Below are 19,152 nucleotides of genomic sequence, written 5' to 3'. Positions count from 1 at the left end.
GCGCCCAGCTCGGCCCGCCGCGGCCCTCGACGGGAGTTACGGTCCGTACGCCCCACCCCGCTACGACATTCTTATGCTTCCCGGCGTGTCGCTCCGGGCATGTCGCACCCTCTTGTGCATCCTAGGAACCTAGGGTTAGGAGGTCGGCATGACGATCAATCCCGGCGCCGCGGAGTTCCCTCACCGGCAGATCGCCGCCCAGCTGCGGGAACGCATTCGGCGCGGCGACTGGCAACCCGGCGAGCGGCTGCCCTCCATCCCGGCCATGGCGGAGATGTTCGGCGTGGCCAAGCAGACCGTGCAGCGGACCGTCGACCAGCTGCGGGTCGAAGGCATTCTGATCACAAAACCGGGTTCCGGTACGTACGTGCGCGGCACCCGCCGCCGCCTCAACCGCCTGTCCCGCGGCCGCTACGGCGCCCACCGCGGCTACCACGCCGACCTGGCCGCCCGGTACCGCCAGCAGCTCGTCAGCGTCGGCCGCGAACCGGCCCCGCCCGAGGTGGCCGACGCGTTCGGGGTCCGGGACGGGACGGAGATGCTGGTCCGCCGCCACATCGTCAAGACGGACGACGCCACAGTGGAGCTGGGCGCCTCGTGGTTCCGCGTGACCGACGCGAGCGGCACGTCGCTGGAGCGCGCGGAGGCGTTCGGCCGGCCCCTCTACCAGGAGGCCGAGGACGTTCTGAGCAAGCGGTACGCCTCGGCGACCGACACGATCAGCGCCCGCCAGCCGAGCCGCGACGAGGCCGAGATCCTGCAGATCCGCCCCGACACGCCAGTGCTGCACCTGCTGCATGTCGCCTTCGACGAATCGCGCAAGCCGATCGAGGTGGCGCAGGCGACATGGCCGGGCCCGATGACCACGCTCACCGAGGAGTACAAGATTCCCGCCCCGATGCCGGAGCCGGAGCCCGGGCCGGGCCTGGCCCTGACTTAGGCGTCGCCGCCACCGTGGCCGGGGGTCAGGACTTCGGACGGCGCCGGGGTGAAGATGTCCTCGATGCGGCAGCCGAAGACCTGGGCCAGTCCGAAGGCGACGGACAGGCTCGGATCGTACTTGCCGGTCTCGATCGAGTTGACAGTTTGGCGGGACACGCCAAGCTTCTCGGCCAGGGCTTCCTGCGTCCACCGCCGCTCGGCCCGCAGCACCCGAAGGCGGTTGCGCATCAGCGGTACCGCTCCTGGCGGGTAGCCTGCGCCACGGTCCAGGCGAGCAGCCCGAAGAGCAGCACCCAGGGACCTTTGAGCGCGGGCACGTCGGCGAACGAGTCCACAATGCTGTAGGTCAGAGCCGCGCCCACGGTAGCCCAGAAGGCCAGAGCGGACGATTCAACAGCGACGGTACGCTCGACGCCCTCCCGCCGCAGAGCCGCCCGCCCCACGACAAGCGCAACCACCAAAAGCCCAACGGCCGCCACCCCGGCGACAGCCGCCGCAACCCAGCCCTCGGCTTCCTCGGCGATCAGCGTGCGCGCTACAGCGCCGGCGATGCCGGCCACCCAGGTGGCGCTGCCCGCCCAGACGGCGACGGCTTCTGTCCGCGTCAGTTCCGACCTTCGATCAGCCATGCCTCCGACTGTCGCGCTTCCTTGTCATGATGTCGAGCGTCCTTGTCTTTTCGTCGGGCGTTCTTGACATCGCCACAGGCGCGGTCGATGTGGAGGCGAGCGTCCCGGTCCGCGCCGGTGCAGGGGCTGGCCGGGATCAGGTCGAGGCCTATGTAGCGGCATACTTCGACCCCTTCGTCGGCCTGTTCGGCGAGCACGGCGCCGACGATGCGGATGATCGCGGTCCGGTTCGGGAAGATGCCGATGACGTCGGCGCGGGCGGCGGAACTCTGTGTGCAGGCGTTCCTGTCGGTCGTTCGACCAGATTCGGACGGCAGAGTTCACGCGGGAAGGCGGTAAAGGCGAGCGGGCCGGCGCGGGCGTCGTCGAGGGGTTCGACGGCGTCGCTGAACACCTCGCCGATCATCTCGGGGACCCGGGCGTATCGGGCTTCGACCGCTTCGGTGCCGGGTTGGTCGAAGACCGTGCGGACCGGGTTGGACCCATGGCTGCGCGGACGTGGGAACTTGACCCCGACCGCGACCAGGCCAGGAATGTTGGTTCGCAGACGAACACATAGGGCCCGGTGTCGAGGGACCGGTTGCGGAACGCTTCGGCCTGGGCGTCCAAACGCGGGGCCGGCGCGCGCCCTGAAAGCGGAGGGCGGCTGGGGCCGAAAGCTGGAGCACCACGCGGCAACGCGGGAGGCGGCGGAGTCCACATAGTTCGGCAGCTGGGCGACGCCGCCGGAAGAGGCGGGTGGGAAACGAGAAACCCGAGGTGTCCGGTGTGGACACCTCGGGTTCTAGTCAGCGGCGGCTGGCGCCGGTGAGGTTGTGGCTGGTCAGCCGAAGATGCCGCCGTTGCCGAGGACGCCGAGGCCCAGGCCCTGGTTCTTCTCGCCGTTCGGGCTGAGCAGGTTCACGAGGCTGACCTGGGTGTACTCGTCGTTGTCCTCGTTGTTCAGGCGGTAGTCGAGGTCGTAGTTCAGCGAACGGTAGTCGTAGTCGAAGTCGACGTCGTTGTCGTCGCCGTACGGGTTGTGGGCGACAACGGCAGCGTGGCTGTCGTGGGAGGCAGCGGCGGAGGCGGGACCCGCGAAGGCGAGGCTCGCACCGGCGGCCAGCAGAAGACCACCAACGTACATGACCGGACGACGCATGGTATTTCCTTTCGGACGATTGTTTGACCACCGAAATTCTGGCCCTTTTGTGACCAAAATGTGGCTGATTTCGGATAGGTCCGACCGACCGCGTACAAAATCGCTGAACCGCCCAGTAACCCAAGATCACGGTCTAAGGTCCTCGCGGGGGCGCTCCACATTCGAGCGCGGGCGAACGGTGTGCTGAGCGCTCCCCGTGGTACGGGCCGGGCCGGAGACCGCGACACGCCGAGAAAAATCTCAGAGCCGCTTGGTCAGGTTGAGCATGTTGCCGTCGGGGTCGAGGACGTGGGCCACCCGCTGACCCCACGGCATGTCGTTGGCATCGGACGGAGCGGAGCCGCCGGCCAGCTCGACCGCCGGGAGCAGCGCGTCGACGTCGGCCACCTCGGCGCTCAGGATGATCCGCACCGGCGCCCCGGTTTCGGTGCTGTCGCGTTGGGCGAGGCCGAGTGTGGTCTCGCCGATCCGCAACTCGACGTAGAACTCGGGGCCCTCGTCGGGGAAGCGAAGGGTCTCCGTCGCGCCGAGCACCTTCTCGTAGAAGGCGCGCAGCCGGGGCAGATCGGGCGTGCTGGCGATGGGCTGGATCGAGGTCATGCCCGGTAGACCGCCCGGCCCGCCGAAACTCATCGGAGGGCCGGGGCCGGGAACCGCCTCAGAGTTTGACGCCGAGCAGAGCGTCGACGGTGCGGGACATCAGGGCGGGCGCCTGCTCGTCGTCACCGGCCGAGGACAGGGCGGCCTCGGCCCACGCGTCGACCAGCGCCAGCGCGGCCGGGGCGTCCAAGTCGTTGGACAGGCTCTCGCGGACGGCCGCCAGCAGGCCCTCCCCCGACGGGCCGGACGGCGCGGCCGCCGCCGCGCGCCAGCGGGCCAGGCGTTCCTCGGCGGTCTTCAGCACCTCGTCGGTCCACTCGCGGTCGGTGCGGTAATGACCCGAGAGCAGGCCCAGGCGTACGGCCATCGGGTCGACGCCGTCGCCGCGCAGGCGGGAGACGAAGACCAGGTTGCCCTTGGACTTCGACATCTTCTCGCCCGCGAGGCCGATCATGCCGGCGTGCACGTAGTGGGCGGCGAACGGCTCGGCGCCGGTCAGGGTCTCGGCGTGGGCGGCCGAGCACTCGTGGTGGGGGTAGATCAGGTCGTTGCCGCCGCCCTGCACGTCGATGGTGTCGCCGAGCAGGTTGAGGGCGATGGTGGCGCACTCGATGTGCCAGCCGGGGCGGCCGGGGCCGAGGTCGCCGCCGTCCCAGGCGGGCTCGCCGTCGCGGGCGCCGCGCCACAGCAGCGGGTCGAGCGGGTCGCGCTTGCCGGCCCGGTCGGGGTCGCCGCCGCGCTCGGCCGACAGCACGGTCATCTCGTCGCGGCTCAGCGACGACTCGTAGCCGAAACGCGGGGCCGCGGCCACCGAGAAGTAGACGTCGCCGGTGCCGTCGTCGAGCGTGTAGGCCGCGCCCGCGGTGATCAGCGAGTTGACGTGCTCGACGATCGACGGGATGGACTCGACGGCGCCCACGTAGTGCGCCGGCGGGATGATCCGCAGCGCCTCCATGTCCTCGCGGAACAGGGCCGTCTCGCGCATGCCGAGGACGACCCAGTCCTCGCCGTCACGCGCGGCCCGCTCGAGCAGCGGGTCGTCGATGTCAGTCACGTTCTGCACGTACGTCACGTCGTGGCCGTTGTCGCGCCACAGGCGGTTGACCAGGTCGAACGTGATCATCGTGGCGGCGTGGCCCAGGTGGGTGGCGTCGTACGGGGTGATGCCGCAGACGTACATCGTCGCCGCGTCGCCGGTGGGCAGCGACGGCTCCACCGAGCGGCGGGCCGAGTCGTACAGGCGAGGCGGCTGCCCCGATCCGGGCAGGGTCGGCACATCGTGCCCGGTCCAAGCGTCCATGGTTCTGAAGCCTATCCAGCTGGTAGGAACAAAGGCGGCGACCGTGACTTACTACACGGGCGGCCAGGGGATCGCCGGCCAGTCCTGCGGCGGCTGCGGGAACCGGCCGGCGCGCAGCAGGCGCTTGGCGCGCAGGCGTACGTGCTGCACCTCGGAGATCGTGAGGTGTTCCTCCAGGCTCGCGCCCAGTTCGCCGTCGAGCTTGGCGATCAGCTCGGGCAACACCGTGGCGGCCTCGTCGATCAGCGGCTTGCCGGTCCAGCCCCACAGGACCGTCCGCAGCTTGTTCTCCACGTGGAACGAGACGCCGTGGTCGACGCCGTGCACCGAGCCGGTGGCCGGGTAGAGCACGTGGCCGCCCTTGCGGTCGGCGTTGTTGATCACCGCGTCGAACACGGCCAGCCGGGCCAGCCGCGGGTCGTCGGCGTGGGCCAGCGCGTACGCGTCGCCGTCCTCGTCGCGGGCGTTGGCCACCGCCAGCCAGCCCTCGGGAACGTCGTACGCCGGCACGAAGCCGATCAGCGATTCCGCCGTCTCGGGCTCGTCGATCCACAGCTGGAGGGCGCCCGGCCCGAGCGGGCCGTCACGCAGGATCGTCGGCGGCACCACGTCCCAGCCGGTGGCCTGGGACACCAGGTACGCCGACACCTCGCGCCCGGCCAGCGTGCCGTCCGGGAAGTCCCACAGCGGTTTCTCGCCGCGCACCGGCTTGTACACACAGCGGCGGGTCAGCCCGGACAGCGTGATCTCGGCCCGCAGCGTCGTGTTCGACGCGTCGACGAGCCGTCCCTCGATCTCCATCTCGCCGCGGGCGAGCAGTTCGAGGGCGTCACTCTCGGCAAGCGCCGCCGCGGGCTCAGCCGTCACCGGTGGTAGCCGTTGTGCCGGGGGCAGAGGTGGCCGGCCGGGTCGAGCGGCTGGCCGCAGAGCGGGCACGGCGGGCGGCCGGCGTTCACCACGCGGCGGGCCCGGTCGATGAACGCGCGGGTCGCCTCGGGGGTCAGCCGGACCCGGAGCCGGTCGAGGTCGTCGTCGGGCTCGTCGTCCTCGTCGTCCTCGACATCGGCGTCGTCCTCGTCGGGGTCGTCGTCGTCGGGGTCGCCGCCGAGCTCGATCTCGACCTCGGACTCACCCGCCTCGATGGCCTCGATCACCACAGTGCTCGTGTCGACGTCGAAGGCGAGCCCGAGCGTGCCGACGCGGAACTCCTCGTCGACCGGGGTGTCGAGGGGTTCGTTGTCGTGCCCGGCCAGCATGGCCGTCTCGGGCAGCGAGACACCGAAGCGTTTGTTCGCCTCGACGAGCAGTTCCTCGAGCTTCTCGGCGAGCAACGACACCTGGACCTTCTCCAGCGCAACGCTGATCACCCGGCCGCCACCGCGGGCCTGGAGGAAGAACGTCCGGTCACCCGGCTCGCCCACCGTCCCGGCCACGAACCGCTCCGGCGGCTCGAAGGAGTGCACCTGGTGGGTCATGACGACAACCCTATCCACCGTCGGCGGCCCTCGCGCATCCCCACGGGGCCGGGTTCGCCCACGGCGCAACGCACACCAGCCAGCGGTAACCCGCCGGTCACACTGTGCTCTCCTAGACCCCTGCTCCGGCCCCGCCGCCGACGGCGGCGTCCGAGGCGACAGCCGCTTGCGGCACGAGCGACGACAGATCCGACGTGTCGTTGACGCGCACGACGAAGGGCCGTGTCGGGGTGTACCTGATCACGCTCACCGAGGCCGGGTCGGCCACGATGCGCTGGAACTGGTCGAGGTGCAGGCCGAGCGCGTCCGCCACGATGGCCTTGATCACATCACCGTGACTGCACACCACCCACAGCGCCTCGGGCCCGTGCTCGGCCGTCACCCGGGCGTCCCACTTGCGGACGCCCGCGACCGCGCGCGCCGACATGGCGGCCATCGCCTCCCCGTTCGGGAAGACCGCGGCGCTGGGATGCTGCTGCACCACCGGCCACAGCTCCTGTTTGGCCAGCTCCTTCAGCGGCCGCCCCTCCCAGTCGCCGTAGCCGCACTCGGTGAAGGCCTCGTCCACCACCGGCGTGGCCCCGGGCAGGGCCAGCTCGACGGTGGTCCGGCAGCGGATGAGCGGGCTGGTGACCACCGCCGCGAGCGGCAGCGCCCGCAGCCGCTCACCGGCCCGCTCGGCCTGGCGGCGGCCGGTGTCGTCGAGCTCCACCGGCAGCCGCCCGGCCAGTTCACCGGTGGCGTTGGCGGTCGTACGCCCGTGCCGGAGCAGCAGAACGGTGGCCACTACTCGGCCACGCCGGACTCTTCGTACGCCTCGGCGACGATCCGGAGGGTGTCGATGCCGCTCTTGAGGTCGCCCACGTACGGGCTGATCGAGAGCGTGCCCACGCCGGCCGCGGCGTACTGCCGGATCCGCTCCTTGACCTGGATCTTGTTGCCCAGGATCGAGGTGCGCTCGATGAACTCCTGCGGGACGGCCTCGGCCGCCTCGGCCTTCTTGCCGCTGAGGTACAGATCTTGCACCTTGGCCGCCTCGTCGGCGTACCCCATGCGTACGGCAAGCTGGTTGTAGAAGTTCTGCTCCCGGCTGCCCATGCCGCCCACGTAGAGCGAGGCGTAGGGCCGCACGACGTCGGCACACCAGGCCACGTTGTCGCCGAGCACCACCGGCACCGTCGGCGCCACGTCGAAACCGGTCAGGCCCAGGCCCTTCTTGGCCCGGCCCCGCTCGATGTGCTGCAGGTACTCCCCCGCCGCGTCCGGCGCGAAGAAGATGGCCAGCCAGCCGTCGGCGATCTCGCCGGCCAGCTCCAGGTTCTTCGGCCCGACGGCGGCCAGGTAGATCGGGATCGCCTCGCGCGGCGGGTGGAAGCCCAGCCGCAGCGCCTTGCCCGGCCCGTCCGGCAACGGCAGCGTGTAGTGCTCGCCCTGATACGACACCGGCTGCCGGGCGATCGCCATTTTCACGATCTCGACATATTCCCGGGTACGGGCGAGGGGCTTGCCGAAACGCACGCCGTGCCACCCCTCGGACACCTGCGGGCCCGAGACGCCCAGGCCGAGCCGGAACCGGCCGCCGGAGAGCGTGTCGATGGTCGCGGCCGTCATCGCGGTCATGGCCGGGGTGCGGGCCGGGATCTGCATGACGGCCGCGCCGAGGTCGATCTGCTGGGTCTGCCCGGCGATCCAGGAGAGCATGCTGACCGTGTCCGAGCCGTACGCCTCGGCCGACCAGGCGACGGCGTAGCCCAGCCGGTCCGCCTCCTGCGCCATCGCCAGATGGTCCTGCGGTGTGCTCCACGCCGATTGATAGCCGAGGCTCAGTCCCAGACGCACGTGCGCTCCCCTTCGTTTCAGCTGATCGCAGCCTAATGGCCCACCCTGAGTGATCTCGGTCAGGTAACCGACCGGTTCTAGCAGGGCGTCAGCATTTCCCTAAGGAGACTGTCTGAATAAGGTTCACTCATGCAACAGCGACCGCTCGGCCGAAGCGGGCTGGCGGTCTCGCGGCTCGCTCTCGGCACCATGACCTGGGGCCGGGACACCGACCCGGACGACGCGGCCGCGCAACTGAAACTCTTCCTCGAGGCCGGCGGCACCCTGCTCGACACGGCCGACGTCTACGGCGACGGCGACGCCGAGGCCGTGATCGGCTCCCTGCTCGACCACCTGGTCCCCCGCGACGAGGTGGTCATCGCCACCAAGGCCGGCCTCACCCCGCACGGCTTCCGCACCCGCGACGGCTCCCGCGGCAACCTGCTGCGCTCGCTCGACGCCTCGCTGCGCCGGCTCGGCACCGACTACGTCGACCTCTGGCAGGTGCACGGGTACGACCCGATGACGCCCCTGGAGGAGACGCTGGGCGCCCTGGACCACGCGGTCAACAGCGGCCGCGTCCGCTACGTGGGCGTCTCCAACTTCGCGGCCTGGCAGACCACCCGGGCGGCGACGTGGCAGGCGGCCTACCCGGGCCGGGCGCCGATCGTGGCCTCCCAGATGGAGTACTCGCTGCTGGAACGCGGCATCGAACGCGAACTCCTGCCGGCGGCGGCCGCGCTCGGTTTCGGCGTGCTGGCCTGGTCGCCGCTGGGCCGGGGCGTGCTCACCGGCAAATACCGCAACGGCCGCCCGCTCGACTCCCGGGCCGCCACCGAACACCTGGCCGCGTTCGTGCAGACGTACCTGGAACCCCGCAGTTCGAGCATCGTCCAGGCGGTCGTCACGGCGGCCGCCGGCCTGGGCGTCTCCCCCGTCGAGGTCGCCCTCGCCTGGCTGCGCGACCGCCCCGGCGTGGCCGCCCCGATCCTGGGCGCCCGCACGGCCGCCCAGCTCCAGGGCGCCCTGCTCAGCGAGGACCTGACCCTGCCGGCCGAGATCGCCAACGCCCTCGACGACGTCTCCGCCATCGACGTCGGCTACCCCGAACGCGACGGCGAGCCCTGACCCCTCACGGACGGCGAAGATCGCCGATTGTGACCACCGCCGCAGCGTCCGGGCGGGCACCGGCGTTGACCAGCGTAGATCTGACGCCGGGGTGGATAACCGCTGGTCAGTGCTTGTCGGAGCCCCGTGAGCGGGTGCACTCTAGGTGCCATGGACTACGAATACGCGCCGCTGAGGTTGCCCTCGAATGTCGATCGGTTGACCGCGGCGGCGCAGCTCGCCATTCAGGCGGAGTTCTCGGGATGGGAGCTGGCCCGGGTGCAGCTCTACCGGGACGGCACCCGCAAGGTGATGCTCCGCCGTCGTGTGCAGCCCACCCCGCAACCGGGGTTGAGCTACTGAGAAAGGCCCGTCCGAACGCGGACGGGCCTTTCTCGTCGACAACCGAAGAGCCTCAGTGGTGGTGACCGGCGTGGTCCTCTTCCTCGTCGGGCAGGTACGGGTGCTCGTCGAGGCGCCCGACCAGCAGGTCGCCCTGCTTCGGGGCGAACGGGCCGTCGCCGTCGGAGTCCTCGAAGGCCTCCAGGTCGAGCGGCTCGGAGATCTCGCTGACCGTGAGCAACCCGTCGAGCGGCTCCAGCTCGGGCACGTCCAGGGAGCTCAGCGAGCCGTCGCCGGCCTGCAGCAGCTCGAGCACGGCCTCGCCGACCGTCTCGACCGGACCCGGGTCCTCGTCCTCGGGGACGGCGCCGCGCCGGGCCGTCTCGGCCCGCCGCAGCAGCGCCGAGATGCTGGGCACGCGGTAGTCGCGGCGCTGGCGCACCGAGAGCACCTGCGGGTACGGGTCCGTCGACTCGGCCGGGTCGAAGCCGTCGACGCCGAGGCCGAAGCGCTGGTCGGCCTCGTCGGGGTCGATCGACTCGACGTCCCAGGGCGTCACCTCGCCGTACGCGTCGAGCATCTTCTCGTCGTACGCGAAAGAGGCGTTGTTGAGGTTGACGTACGCCTGCCAGACATCGTCGTCATCCATGCGGCCCTCGGCGGCCTTGACGGCGGTCAGATGCGCCCGGGCGGCCTCAACGACCCGCTCGAGGGCGGCGTCGAGCTCCGCGTTCTGGTCGGTCATCGAAGTGGGTCCTTCCACACAAAATCAGCTGTTTCGGAGCAGACGGTCGAGCACACGCACGCCGAACTCTAGTCCCTCGACCGGAACGCGCTCGTCAATGCCGTGGAACAACGAGGAGAACGCCAGGTCGGCCGGGAGTTTCAGCGGGGCGAACCCGAAGCACCGGATGCCGAGGGTGGCGAAGGCCTTGGCGTCGGTGCCGCCGGACATCATGTACGGGATGGTGCGCGCGGCCGGGTCCTCGGCCCGCAGGGCGTCGGCCATGGCCTCGACCAGCGCGCCGTCGAAGCCGGTCTCGACGGCGGTCTGCTGGGAGACGTGCTCGATGTCGATGCCGGGGCCGATCAGCTCGCGCAGTTCGGCCAGGAAGGTGTCGGCGTGCCCGGGCAGGGTGCGGCAGTCGATGGTGGCGCTGGCCCGGCCGGGGATCACGTTGTCCTTGTATCCGGCCTCGAGCCGGGTCGGGTTGGCCGTGTTGCGGACGGTGGCGCCGATCAGGTTGGCGATCGGGCCGAGCCTGGCGATGACCTCTTCCGGCTTCTCCGGGTCGAGCTCGACCTGCAGCGCCTCGCTGATCTGCTCGAGGAACGTGCGCACGGTCGGGGTGAGCACGGTCGGGAAGCGGTGCCGGCCGACCCGGGACACCGCCTCGGCCAGGGTGGTGATCGCGTTGTCGTCGTGCACGAACGAGCCGTGCCCGGGGCGGCCGGTGGCGTGCAGGCGCAGCCAGTCGAGGCCCTTCTCGGCGGTCTGCACCAGGTAGAGGCGCAGGTCGTCGTTGACGGTGAAGGAGTAGCCGCCGACCTCGCCGATCGCCTCGGTGACGCCGTCGAACGCGTCGCGGTGGTTGCGCACGAGCCACTGCGAGCCGTACTCCATGCCGGCTTCCTCGTCGGCCGTGTAGGCCAGCACGATGTCGCGGGGCGGCACGTAGCCGGTGCGCTTCCACTCGCGGACCACCGCGAGGATCATCGCGTCGAAGTCCTTCATGTCGATGGCGCCGCGGCCCCAGAGGTAGCCGTCCTTCTCCTCGCCGGAGAACGGGTCGACCGACCACTCGCTGGCGTCGGCCGGGACCACGTCGAGGTGCCCGTGCAGGAGCAGGGCGCCACGGCTGCGGTCGGCGCCGGGAATGCGCGCGAGCAGGTTGGCCCTCGTCGGCGCCGACTCGTGGATCTCGGACTCGATGCCCACCTCGCCGAGCTTCTCGGCGACGTACTCGGCGGCGACGCGCTCGCCGACCGTGGTGCGCGGGTCGCCGGTGTTCGTGGTGTCGATGCGCAGCAGGTCGCGGCAGAGGCCGGTGACCTCCTCGACGGCGGTGGTCTTCATCGCCTATTCCTACCAGCAGATGATTACGGGCCTTCAGTCAGATCAAGGGCGGCGGTGGGGTGGTTGGACTGGGAGGTTTGTGGCGGCCACCACTGCGGGAAACGTGACGGCCGTGACTTCGCTGAATCTTCCCCCGCTTCCGCCGCTGGGTGGCGAGACCACCGGGCGCAATGTCGTCGACGTCATCACCCAGCAACACCGCGACCTGCTCAAGCTGTGCGACCGCATGCTCGCCGACCCGGACGACAAGCGGGTCACCGACGTCGTGATCGCCACGCTGTCGCGGCATCTGAGCTGCGAGGAGCAGTATCTCTACCCGGCGATCCGCAAGGCCGTGCCCGGTGGCGAGGAGCTGACCGACCGGGAACTGGCCGAGGACCAGGCGCTGCTGGTCACCCTGCAACGGCTGCAACGGGACCCCGCGGCCCGGGACGACGTGGCCGCGGCCGTGCGCCGGCACGTCGACGCGGACGCCGAGGAGCTTCTGCCGGTTCTCGTGCAGATGGTGCCGATCGAGGATCTGATCCGGGTCGGTAACCGGTTCGAGACGGCCGAGGAGGCGGCGCCGACCCGTCCGCACCCGGCGACGCCGTCGGTTCCCCCGTGGAACAAGGTCGTCGATCCGGCCGTGGCCGTGGTGGACAAATTGCGCGATGCCGTCACCCGTCGTACGACGTACGCCAAGGATTTGTAGGGAAAACACCGGATTCGTTAACCCATTTGTCACAAGTGGGGGATGTTTCGAAGGCGCGTAGGGCTAGCCATCTATGTATATGTGGTCCTAACGTCACGCTATGAACCTGGAGCTGCGGCACCTCAAGGTGGTCTGCGCCATCGCGGAGACCGGCAGTGTCACCAAGGCGGCATCGCAGCTGGGGCTCGCACAGCCGGCGCTGACCGCGCAGCTGCAGCGCATCGAGCGCACCCTCGGCGGCCCGTTGTTCGAGCGGGACCGCCGGGGCGCGCGGCCGACCGCGCTCGGCGAGCTCGTCCTGGCCCGGGCCCGGGTGCTCCTGCCGGCCATGAAGGGCCTGCAGGACGAGGCGGCCCGGCTGGCCGGCGCGACCGGCGAGGGCCGGATGAGCCGCTATCGGTTCGGGGCGATCGGCGGTCCCATCCTCGGCGGCATGGTCCACCGGCTGTCCATGGCCGAGCCGGAGGCCCAGATCACCACGTACGCCTCGTACTACGTCGACGAGCTGGCCAACATGGTGATCGCCGGCAAGCTCGACTACTGCCAGGTCGGTGTCTGCGGCGACGCGATCCCGTCGGCCGACTACGGCCTGGTGTGGCAGACGGTCGCGGTGGACGCGGTGTGCGTGCTGATGCCCGAGGACCACCCGAACGCCAAGGGCACCGACGTCGACCTGGCCGAGCTGGCCAACGAGCAGTGGGTGGCCGGCACCGGCGACGGCTGCTTCGGCGACTGCTTCGCGGCGGCCTGCGCGCGGGCCGGCTTCACCCCGCGGCGGGTGCTCGAGAGCGACATCCGCGGCTGCGTCGACATGGTCGAGGCCGGGTCGGCGCTGGGGTTGTGCCAGCCCACGTTCCGGGCTCCGGCCGGTCTGGCCCACCGCCCGCTGCGCGGGGCGCCCCTGCGCTGGCGGTACGTGATCGGGTGGCATCCCGACTCGCCGGCCGCGCTCAGCGCGCACAAGCTGATCGAGATGGCCCAGGACGCGTACGTCGAAGTGGCCGCGCGCAATCCCGCGTACCTCGATTGGCGCGTCGACTATCCCCACCTGGGCGTCTACGACGGCCTGATACACAGCGGAAGGGGCCCGGCGTAAGCCGAGCCCCTTCGTCGCTAACTGGTACCTCAGGAGGCGTCGAAGGTCAGCTTGCCGTCGGCCGCGCCGACCTTTACCTTCTGCCCCTGCGCCAGGTCGGCGCCGAGCAGCATCTTCGACAGCCGGTTGTCCAGCTCCCGCTGGATGACCCGGCGCAGCGGGCGGGCGCCGAACTCGGGCTGGAAGCCCTTCTCGGCCAGCCAGTCGATCGCCTCGGTGGTGATCTCCAGGGTGATGTCCTGCGCGTGCAGGCGCCGCCGCGTCTCGTCGAGCATGAGCTCGGTGATCTGCCGGACCTGCTCCTGCTCGAGCTGCCGGAAGACGATGATCTCGTCGATCCGGTTGATGAACTCGGGCCGCAGCTGCTCCTTGAGGCGGCGGTCGAGCCGGTCGCGCAGCTCCTCCTCGGCCGCGCCGTCGGCGCCCGTGCCGAAGCCGACGCTGCGCCGGGTGCCGCTGATGATGTCCGAGCCGAGGTTGCTCGTCATGATCAGCACGGTGTTCTTGAAGCTCACCGTGCGGCCCTGGCTGTCGGTCAGCCGGCCGTCGTCGAGCACCTGGAGCAGGATGTTGAAGACGTCCGGGTGGGCCTTCTCGATCTCGTCCAGCAGCACGACGCTGTACGGGCGGCGGCGCACCGCCTCGGTCAGCTGGCCGGCCTCGTCGTAGCCGACGTAGCCGGGAGGGGCACCGACCAGACGCGACACGGTGTGCCGCTCCTGGAACTCGCTCATGTCGAGCCGGATCATCCGGTCCGAGTCGCCGAACAGCGCCTCGGCCAGCGAACGGGCCAGCTCGGTCTTGCCGACACCGGTCGGCCCGAGGAACAGGAAGCTGCCCACCGGCCGGTCCGGGTCGCCGAGCCCCGCCCGCGAGCGGCGGACCGCCTCCGCGACCGCCTCGACCGCGTTGTCCTGTCCGACGACCCGCTCGTGCAGGTAGCCCTCGAGGCGCAGCAGGCGCTCCTTCTCCTCCTCGGTGAGCTGGGCGACCGGGATGCCGGTGGCCCGCGACACGACGTCGGCGATGTCGGCGTCGGTCACCTGGGGCACGCCGTCGGCGGAGACGCCGGCCGACGCGATCTGCTCCTTCAGGGAGTTGATCTCGTCGCGGAGGGCCACCGCCTTCTCGTAGTTCTCGGCCGCCACGGCCTGGTCACGGTCGCGGGAGAGCTGCTCGAGGCGGCGCTCCTTCTCCCGGACGTCGGCGTCGGGGGTCTTGACCCTCAGCCGCACCCGGGCGCCGGCCTGGTCGATCAGGTCGATCGCCTTGTCCGGCAGGAACCGGTCGGTGATGTAGCGGTCGGACAGCTCCGCCGCGGCCTGCAGGGCCTCGTCGGTGATCCGCACCTGGTGGTGCGCTTCGTAGTTGTCGCGCAGGCCGCGCAGGATCGCGACGGTGTCCTCGACGCTGGGCTCGCCGACCAGCACGGGCTGGAAGCGACGGGCCAGGGCCGCGTCCTTCTCGATGTGCTTGCGGTACTCGTCGAGCGTGGTCGCGCCGACGACGCGCAGCTTGCCGCGGGCCAGGGCCGGCTTGAGCATGTTGGAGGCGTCCATGCCGCCGCCCTCGCCGCCGCCACCGGCGCCGACCAGCGTGTGGATCTCGTCCAGGAAGACGATCATGCTGTCGCCCGAGTCCTGGATCTCGTCGATGACCTTGCGCAGGCGCTCCTCGAAGTCGCCGCGGTAGCGGGTGCCCGCGACCAGGCCGGCCAGGTCGAGCTGGATGACCCGCTTGTTCTCCAGGGTCAGCGGCACGTCGCCGTCCACGATGCGCTGGGCCAGGCCCTCCACGATCGCGGTCTTGCCGACGCCGGCCTCACCGATGAGGACGGGGTTGTTCTTGGTACGCCGGGACAGGATCTCCACGGCCTGCTCGATCTCGCCGGCGCGCCCGATGACCGGGTCGATCTCGCCGCGGCGGGCGAGCTCGGTCAGGTCGACGCCGAACTGCTCGAGGGTGGGGGTGTTGGCGTTGCCGCCGCCACCGCCGCGCTGCGCCGCGGCGCGCGGGGCGCCCGGCTGCGGCTCGGCGGACTGCTGGAGCGCCTGCGGGTCGAGCTTGCCGCCCAGCAGCCGGCCGGCCGCCGAGTCGGGGTTGAGGCCCAGGGCCATCAGGATGTGCTCGGGACCGACGTAGGACGCGCCGACCGCGCGCGAGATCTGGAGGCTGTCGAGCAGCGCCCGCTTCGCGGCGGGGGTGAGCTGGACCTGCGTGGGCAGTTCCTCGCTGACGCCCGCCGGGCGGCCGAGAGCGGACAGCAGCTGCTCGGGGTCGGCCCCGGCGCGGCGCACGGTCTGCTTCATCGGCTCGAGCTGCAGGGTCGCCCAGAGCAGGTGGTCGGTGTCCAGGTCGGCGATGGTGCGGTCGGGGTCGGCCAGCTCGGCTGCCCGGCGCGCCGCCGCGGAAAGAACCTCACGGGCGTCGCCGCTCATGTACTTGGTGATGTCGATGCGCTGCGAACGGCGCGGGTCCGCCGCGCCGAAGAAGCGCGCGAAGAAGTCGTCCCACTGGCCGGGCCCACCCGGTCCGATCGGTCCGATGCTCATACGTCTTCTCTCTTCTCCGTAGCCGTTGTGCCGGGGGCCTTTACCCACCTTGCACGACCCCTATCAGCGCCGCGCGGGATCGATTGATTCCCCATCCGCCACAAAAGTTGACTCAGGTACGCTCAACTTCATGACCGTACCTCTCGTGATCGTCGACGGGGCGAACGTCGTCGGTTCTGTACCTGATGGGTGGTGGCGTGACCGGGCCGCCGCGGCCCTGCGGCTGCGCGACGCATTGACTCCGATCATGGAAACCGGCCTGCCCGATCTGGCCGGCCCGGTCGAGGTCGCGCTGGTCGTGGAGGGTAAGGCCGGCCAGACACCGCAAGCCGAGGGCGGCGTCCGCGTGGAACGCGCCGACGGCTCGGGCGATGACAAGATCGTCGACGTGGTACGGGCGGAGGCGCCGGCCAGACGCGTCGTGGTTGTGACAGCAGATCGCGGATTGCGCGATCGCGTGACACAACTGGGCGCCGAGGTGAGGGGGCCGTCGAGCGTACCGAGGCGCTGAATTGTGACCACTCTCCCACAGCCCGTAACCCCGGTCACTCGCCAGCGCCGCCGGTGAATGATTTGCCCCGTTCTGTTCGGCCCGGCCCGGCAGCCCTACCTCGGTGACGGCCCGGACGAGTTGCCGACCGCGATCCTGGACCAGGCCGCCGCCCACCTGGCCCCGCACGGCTCGCTCGTGCTGTTCAGCGGCGCTGGCGTGGTCGGCGGCCGTGACGAGTTCCAGCAGGCCGCGGCCGATCGCACTGGTCATGCTCGTCGCCACGCGGGGACCGAGACAGGCCGGGAGCCGGCAGGAATGGGCGGGACGATCGTGGGCATGCGGCACGCCATGACGATCACCGCCATGACCGCCGCGCCGACCGACGCGATCGACGCTGCCCTGATCGACCTGGGCCGGGCTCTGCGTGAGACCGGTTACGAGTTCACGACCGTCACACCGGCCACGCACGAGAGGGTCAACCGGCGGCCGCAGAACCAGCGGGCGTGCGGCCCGCGGGACGTGTTCGGGTGGAGCCGGCCGTTCGGGCCGGGCGTGCTCCCCGAGCGCATCGTCGAGCTGATGGACGCGGCCGGGGTGCTACGGCGCGACGGCGACGAGTGGCGCAGCACGGTGCGGTTCTCCTCGTACGACGGAGAGCTCTTCGTCCATTCGGCCTTTCCGACCGACGCCGAGGACTCGGTCTTCTTCGGGCCGGACACCTACCGGATGGCCGACGCCGTGGCCGCGCACGTCGAGAGCCGCGCGCACCCGATCCGGCGGGCGGTCGACATCGGCTGCGGCACCGGGGCCGGCGCGATCACGGTGGCCAAGCGGGCGCCGGAGGCCGGTGTTCTCGCGGTCGACATCAACCCGGCGGCGCTGCGGCTGGCCCGCATCAACGCGGAGCTGGCCGGCACGCCCGGTGTACTGCCGTGCCGCAGCGACCTGCTCGACGACGTGGACGGGGAGTTCGACCTGATCTTCTCCAACCCGCCCTTCATGATCGACCCGGCCGGCCGGGCGTACCGGCACGGCGGGGCGCACGGGCACGAGCTGTCCATGGCGATCATCGACGCGGCCGCGGAGCGCCTGGCCCCGGACGGCTGTCTGGTCCTGTTCGCCGGGACCGGGATCGTCGGCGGGACCGATCCGTTCCGCCAGGCCGCGGCCGAGCGGCTGGCGGGCACCGGCCTGCGGTGGGACTACCGGGAGTGGGACCCGGACGTGTACGACGAGGAGCTCGACGGGCCGGCCTACGCCCACGCCGAGCGGATCGCCCTCGTGCTGCTGACCGCGACCCGATGAACGGACCGACGATCGGGGTCGAGGAGGAGTACCTGCTGCTCGACCCGCGCACCGGCGAGAACGTGCCGGTCGCGCCGGCGGTGGCCGGGAAGTTGCCGGAGCCGCTGCGGGAACAGAGCCGGCGCGAGTTCCGGCACAGCATGATCGAGATGGTGACGCCGGTCTGCTCGAGCCTCGACGAGGTGGCGGACAGCCTCCGCACCATGCGGCAGGCCGCCGGGGAGGCCGCCGCGGCCGCCGGGGCGAACCTGGTCGCGCTCGGCGCCACGCCGGTCGGCGAGCCCGATCTGACGGTCACCGACGATCCCCGGTACCGGGCCATCGCCGGGCACTACGGGCCGATCGTGGGCGACCCGGCGGTCTGCGGGTGTCACGTGCACGTCGGCGTGCCCGACGTGGAGACGGCCGTCCAGGTCGGCAACCATCTACGGCCGTGGCTGCCGGTCCTGCAGGCGATGTTCGTGAACTCGCCGTTCGCCGCGGGCGCGGACACCGGGCACGCGAGCTGGCGGGCCATGCAGCTCGACCGGTGGCCGAGCCTGGGGCCGACGCCGTACTTCGAATCGCCCGCCGATCTGAAGCGCATGGTCCGGTTGCTGGTCGGCGCCGGCGTGATGATGGACGAGAGCCTGCTGCTGTGGCACGCCCGGCCGTCGGCGCGCTATCCGACCGTCGAGGTGCGCGTCGCCGACGTGTGCCCGTCGGTGGCGGACGGGGTGCTGCTCACGGCCCTGGTCCGGGCGCTGGTCGGGACGGCCCTGGACGACATCGCGGCCGGCCGGCGGGCCCTGCCCGTCCCCGACTGGGTGCTGAAGGCGGCGCACTGGAACGCGGCGCACAGCGGGCTGGGCGGCACGCTGCTGGATCCGTCGCGGGAGAGCACCCGGCCGGCGTGGGAGCTGGTCGACGAGCTCGTCGAGACGGTGACGCCGGCCCTGGACCGGCACGGCGACCTCGGCACGGCGTACGAGCTGTTGGCGCCGCTGCGTACCGTGGGCACCGGCACGGACCGGCTGCGCCGCGAGCACGAGCGCACCGGCGACCTGCCGCGGACCCTGGCCGACGCGGCGCGCCGCACGCGGGCCGGGTGAAAGATCACCCCGCGGGTTCAATCCTGTTCACTCAAGAGCGACTGCCGCCGTACGCCAAATCGCCCGAAGTGGACTGTCCGGCCGCGTACCGGAAGAGTCTTTTCGCAGGTCGTGCCACACGTCGACTGGGGGCGTGGCAAAAGGGGCGTGCGGGGATACCCGGACAGGAAGGGGGCAGTACGCTTGCGACAGTAGTCCGGTTTCCGCACAGCAGGAGGCTGCACGGGTGGCCAGTGTCGCCGAGGTCAAAGCGGCCGTCGATGCCGCACTTCAGCAAGTGACCGAAGGGCAGGCGGCGATACAGGCGGCCCGGGAGAAGATCGGCGAGGCCCAGCAGAGCCTGGCCGCCGCGCTCGACGGCAGCGGCAACGACGCGGTCGGCGCGGCCCACGCGTCTCTGTCGCAGGCCGACCAGTCGCTCGAGGAGTGCCTGGGCGCCACGCTGCTCGCGGTGGAGCAGGCGCAGACCTACACGGCGATGCTCTGACGC

General features: G+C 71.0%; 22 protein-coding genes and 1 pseudogene. 9 read left to right on the top strand and 14 right to left on the bottom strand.

The features are described from left to right. The first annotated feature begins 148 nt into the window (after positions 1–148). Positions 149–940 carry a GntR family transcriptional regulator gene (locus tag AB0C26_RS30530; protein ID WP_360254497.1) on the top strand — a complete coding sequence of 264 codons (792 nt, stop codon included), beginning with the start codon at positions 149–151 and terminating at the stop codon, positions 938–940. Here AB0C26_RS30530 and AB0C26_RS30525 read toward each other — a convergent pair. From AB0C26_RS30525 to AB0C26_RS30475, 11 genes and pseudogenes are all read right to left on the bottom strand, one after another. Next, complete coding sequence (locus AB0C26_RS30525) at positions 937–1,170, bottom strand: helix-turn-helix transcriptional regulator (protein ID WP_360254495.1); 234 nt, start codon at positions 1,168–1,170, stop codon at positions 937–939. The genes AB0C26_RS30530 and AB0C26_RS30525 overlap by 4 nt on opposite strands. Beyond that, a complete protein-coding gene (locus tag AB0C26_RS30520) occupies positions 1,170–1,571 on the bottom strand; it encodes a hypothetical protein (protein ID WP_360254493.1) in 402 nt (133 codons plus the stop codon). Before AB0C26_RS30520 ends, AB0C26_RS30525 begins: the two co-directional genes overlap by 1 nt. Continuing rightward, positions 1,547–1,768 (bottom strand): hypothetical protein, encoded by a 222-nt coding sequence (locus tag AB0C26_RS30515; RefSeq protein WP_360254491.1) that lies wholly within the window; start codon positions 1,766–1,768, stop codon positions 1,547–1,549. The genes AB0C26_RS30520 and AB0C26_RS30515 overlap by 25 nt, the downstream gene beginning before the upstream one ends. Continuing rightward, positions 1,745–1,828 (bottom strand): annotated as a pseudogene (locus AB0C26_RS30510) (transposase); the annotation flags it as partial. The pseudogene AB0C26_RS30510 and the gene AB0C26_RS30515, both read right to left, overlap by 24 nt. 566 nt (positions 1,829–2,394) lie before the next feature. Continuing rightward, positions 2,395–2,712, bottom strand: coding sequence for a hypothetical protein (locus AB0C26_RS30505; RefSeq protein WP_360254489.1), 318 nt, complete (start codon positions 2,710–2,712; stop codon positions 2,395–2,397). Between the two features lie 240 nt (positions 2,713–2,952). Next, positions 2,953–3,312, bottom strand: a complete 360-nt coding sequence (locus AB0C26_RS30500) for a VOC family protein (protein ID WP_360254487.1) — start codon at positions 3,310–3,312, stop codon at positions 2,953–2,955. Between the two features lie 58 nt (positions 3,313–3,370). Further along, a complete protein-coding gene (gene mshC / locus AB0C26_RS30495) occupies positions 3,371–4,612 on the bottom strand; it encodes a cysteine--1-D-myo-inosityl 2-amino-2-deoxy-alpha-D-glucopyranoside ligase (protein WP_360254485.1) in 1,242 nt (413 codons plus the stop codon). Positions 4,613–4,663: 51 nt separating this feature from the next. Then, positions 4,664–5,479 carry an SCO1664 family protein gene (locus tag AB0C26_RS30490; RefSeq protein WP_360254483.1) on the bottom strand — a complete coding sequence of 272 codons (816 nt, stop codon included), beginning with the start codon at positions 5,477–5,479 and terminating at the stop codon, positions 4,664–4,666. Further along, on the bottom strand, positions 5,476–6,087 hold the full coding sequence (locus tag AB0C26_RS30485) for a DUF3090 domain-containing protein (protein ID WP_360254481.1): 612 nt from the start codon (positions 6,085–6,087) through the stop codon (positions 5,476–5,478). The genes AB0C26_RS30490 and AB0C26_RS30485 overlap by 4 nt, the downstream gene beginning before the upstream one ends. Before the next feature lie 112 nt (positions 6,088–6,199). Next, on the bottom strand, positions 6,200–6,874 hold the full coding sequence (locus AB0C26_RS30480; RefSeq protein ID WP_360254479.1) for a histidine phosphatase family protein: 675 nt from the start codon (positions 6,872–6,874) through the stop codon (positions 6,200–6,202). Further along, positions 6,874–7,926, bottom strand: a complete 1,053-nt coding sequence (locus AB0C26_RS30475; RefSeq protein WP_360254477.1) for an LLM class F420-dependent oxidoreductase — start codon at positions 7,924–7,926, stop codon at positions 6,874–6,876. The genes AB0C26_RS30480 and AB0C26_RS30475 overlap by 1 nt, the downstream gene beginning before the upstream one ends. A gap of 129 nt (positions 7,927–8,055) precedes the next feature. Between AB0C26_RS30475 and AB0C26_RS30470 the strand changes: the two genes are divergently transcribed. Together AB0C26_RS30470 and AB0C26_RS30465 are read left to right on the top strand one after the other, a co-directional pair. Further along, on the top strand, positions 8,056–9,033 hold the full coding sequence (locus AB0C26_RS30470) for an aldo/keto reductase (RefSeq protein ID WP_360254475.1): 978 nt from the start codon (positions 8,056–8,058) through the stop codon (positions 9,031–9,033). 150 nt (positions 9,034–9,183) lie between these two features. Further along, positions 9,184–9,375 (top strand): DUF5703 family protein, encoded by a 192-nt coding sequence (locus AB0C26_RS30465; RefSeq protein WP_360254473.1) that lies wholly within the window; start codon positions 9,184–9,186, stop codon positions 9,373–9,375. A 52-nt stretch (positions 9,376–9,427) separates the two neighbouring features. Here AB0C26_RS30465 and AB0C26_RS30460 read toward each other — a convergent pair whose 3' ends face one another. Then, positions 9,428–10,099, bottom strand: coding sequence for a hypothetical protein (locus AB0C26_RS30460; RefSeq protein ID WP_360254471.1), 672 nt, complete (start codon positions 10,097–10,099; stop codon positions 9,428–9,430). A 24-nt stretch (positions 10,100–10,123) separates the two neighbouring features. Then, positions 10,124–11,431 carry a M20/M25/M40 family metallo-hydrolase gene (locus tag AB0C26_RS30455; protein ID WP_360254469.1) on the bottom strand — a complete coding sequence of 436 codons (1,308 nt, stop codon included), beginning with the start codon at positions 11,429–11,431 and terminating at the stop codon, positions 10,124–10,126. A 112-nt stretch (positions 11,432–11,543) separates the two neighbouring features. On the opposite strand from AB0C26_RS30455, the gene AB0C26_RS30450 reads away from it, so the two are divergent. Beyond that, positions 11,544–12,125, top strand: coding sequence for a hemerythrin domain-containing protein (locus tag AB0C26_RS30450; protein WP_360254467.1), 582 nt, complete (start codon positions 11,544–11,546; stop codon positions 12,123–12,125). A gap of 100 nt (positions 12,126–12,225) precedes the next feature. After that, positions 12,226–13,221 carry a LysR family transcriptional regulator gene (locus tag AB0C26_RS30445; protein ID WP_360254465.1) on the top strand — a complete coding sequence of 332 codons (996 nt, stop codon included), beginning with the start codon at positions 12,226–12,228 and terminating at the stop codon, positions 13,219–13,221. A gap of 29 nt (positions 13,222–13,250) precedes the next feature. Here the strand turns inward: AB0C26_RS30445 and AB0C26_RS30440 are convergent, their stop codons facing one another. Beyond that, positions 13,251–15,773 carry an ATP-dependent Clp protease ATP-binding subunit gene (locus AB0C26_RS30440; protein WP_360254463.1) on the bottom strand — a complete coding sequence of 841 codons (2,523 nt, stop codon included), beginning with the start codon at positions 15,771–15,773 and terminating at the stop codon, positions 13,251–13,253. A gap of 130 nt (positions 15,774–15,903) precedes the next feature. Between AB0C26_RS30440 and AB0C26_RS30435 the strand changes: the two genes are divergently transcribed. From AB0C26_RS30435 to AB0C26_RS30420, 4 genes are all read left to right on the top strand, one after another. Then, the gene (locus tag AB0C26_RS30435; protein ID WP_360254461.1) at positions 15,904–16,284 is read left to right on the top strand and encodes a hypothetical protein; all 381 of its coding nucleotides are present in this window, start codon (positions 15,904–15,906) and stop codon (positions 16,282–16,284) included. Between the two features lie 57 nt (positions 16,285–16,341). Beyond that, positions 16,342–17,571 (top strand): class I SAM-dependent methyltransferase, encoded by a 1,230-nt coding sequence (locus AB0C26_RS30430; protein ID WP_360254459.1) that lies wholly within the window; start codon positions 16,342–16,344, stop codon positions 17,569–17,571. Next, the gene (locus AB0C26_RS30425; RefSeq protein ID WP_360254457.1) at positions 17,568–18,662 is read left to right on the top strand and encodes a glutamate--cysteine ligase; all 1,095 of its coding nucleotides are present in this window, start codon (positions 17,568–17,570) and stop codon (positions 18,660–18,662) included. Before AB0C26_RS30430 ends, AB0C26_RS30425 begins: the two co-directional genes overlap by 4 nt. A 226-nt stretch (positions 18,663–18,888) precedes the next feature. Further along, positions 18,889–19,149 (top strand): hypothetical protein, encoded by a 261-nt coding sequence (locus AB0C26_RS30420; RefSeq protein WP_097321034.1) that lies wholly within the window; start codon positions 18,889–18,891, stop codon positions 19,147–19,149. The last annotated feature ends 3 nt before the right edge of the window (positions 19,150–19,152 follow it).

The organism is Actinoplanes sp. NPDC048796 (assembly GCF_040650035.1).
GTDB lineage: Bacteria > Actinomycetota > Actinomycetes > Mycobacteriales > Micromonosporaceae > Actinoplanes.
Note: the sequence above shows the minus strand (reverse complement) of the source record. Positions and strands in the feature narration are given on the sequence as shown.

Bases quoted from the DNA above. Each gene is read 5' to 3' on its own strand.
- AB0C26_RS30500 (WP_360254487.1), bottom strand. From the start codon at position 3,312: ATGACCTCGATCCAGCCCATCGCCAGCACGCCCGATCTGCCCCGGCTG.
- AB0C26_RS30440 (WP_360254463.1), bottom strand. From the start codon at position 15,773: ATGAGCATCGGACCGATCGGACCGGGTGGGCCCGGCCAGTGGGACGAC.
- AB0C26_RS30520 (WP_360254493.1), bottom strand. From the start codon at position 1,571: ATGGCTGATCGAAGGTCGGAACTGACGCGGACAGAAGCCGTCGCCGTC.
- AB0C26_RS30445 (WP_360254465.1), top strand. From the start codon at position 12,226: ATGAACCTGGAGCTGCGGCACCTCAAGGTGGTCTGCGCCATCGCGGAG.
- AB0C26_RS30505 (WP_360254489.1), bottom strand. From the start codon at position 2,712: ATGCGTCGTCCGGTCATGTACGTTGGTGGTCTTCTGCTGGCCGCCGGT.
- AB0C26_RS30485 (WP_360254481.1), bottom strand. From the start codon at position 6,087: ATGACCCACCAGGTGCACTCCTTCGAGCCGCCGGAGCGGTTCGTGGCC.
- AB0C26_RS30455 (WP_360254469.1), bottom strand. From the start codon at position 11,431: ATGAAGACCACCGCCGTCGAGGAGGTCACCGGCCTCTGCCGCGACCTG.
- AB0C26_RS30525 (WP_360254495.1), bottom strand. From the start codon at position 1,170: ATGCGCAACCGCCTTCGGGTGCTGCGGGCCGAGCGGCGGTGGACGCAG.
- AB0C26_RS30530 (WP_360254497.1), top strand. From the start codon at position 149: ATGACGATCAATCCCGGCGCCGCGGAGTTCCCTCACCGGCAGATCGCC.
- AB0C26_RS30465 (WP_360254473.1), top strand. From the start codon at position 9,184: ATGGACTACGAATACGCGCCGCTGAGGTTGCCCTCGAATGTCGATCGG.
- AB0C26_RS30460 (WP_360254471.1), bottom strand. From the start codon at position 10,099: ATGACCGACCAGAACGCGGAGCTCGACGCCGCCCTCGAGCGGGTCGTT.
- AB0C26_RS30430 (WP_360254459.1), top strand. From the start codon at position 16,342: ATGATTTGCCCCGTTCTGTTCGGCCCGGCCCGGCAGCCCTACCTCGGT.
- AB0C26_RS30470 (WP_360254475.1), top strand. From the start codon at position 8,056: ATGCAACAGCGACCGCTCGGCCGAAGCGGGCTGGCGGTCTCGCGGCTC.
- AB0C26_RS30435 (WP_360254461.1), top strand. From the start codon at position 15,904: ATGACCGTACCTCTCGTGATCGTCGACGGGGCGAACGTCGTCGGTTCT.
- mshC (WP_360254485.1), bottom strand. From the start codon at position 4,612: ATGGACGCTTGGACCGGGCACGATGTGCCGACCCTGCCCGGATCGGGG.
- AB0C26_RS30425 (WP_360254457.1), top strand. From the start codon at position 17,568: ATGAACGGACCGACGATCGGGGTCGAGGAGGAGTACCTGCTGCTCGAC.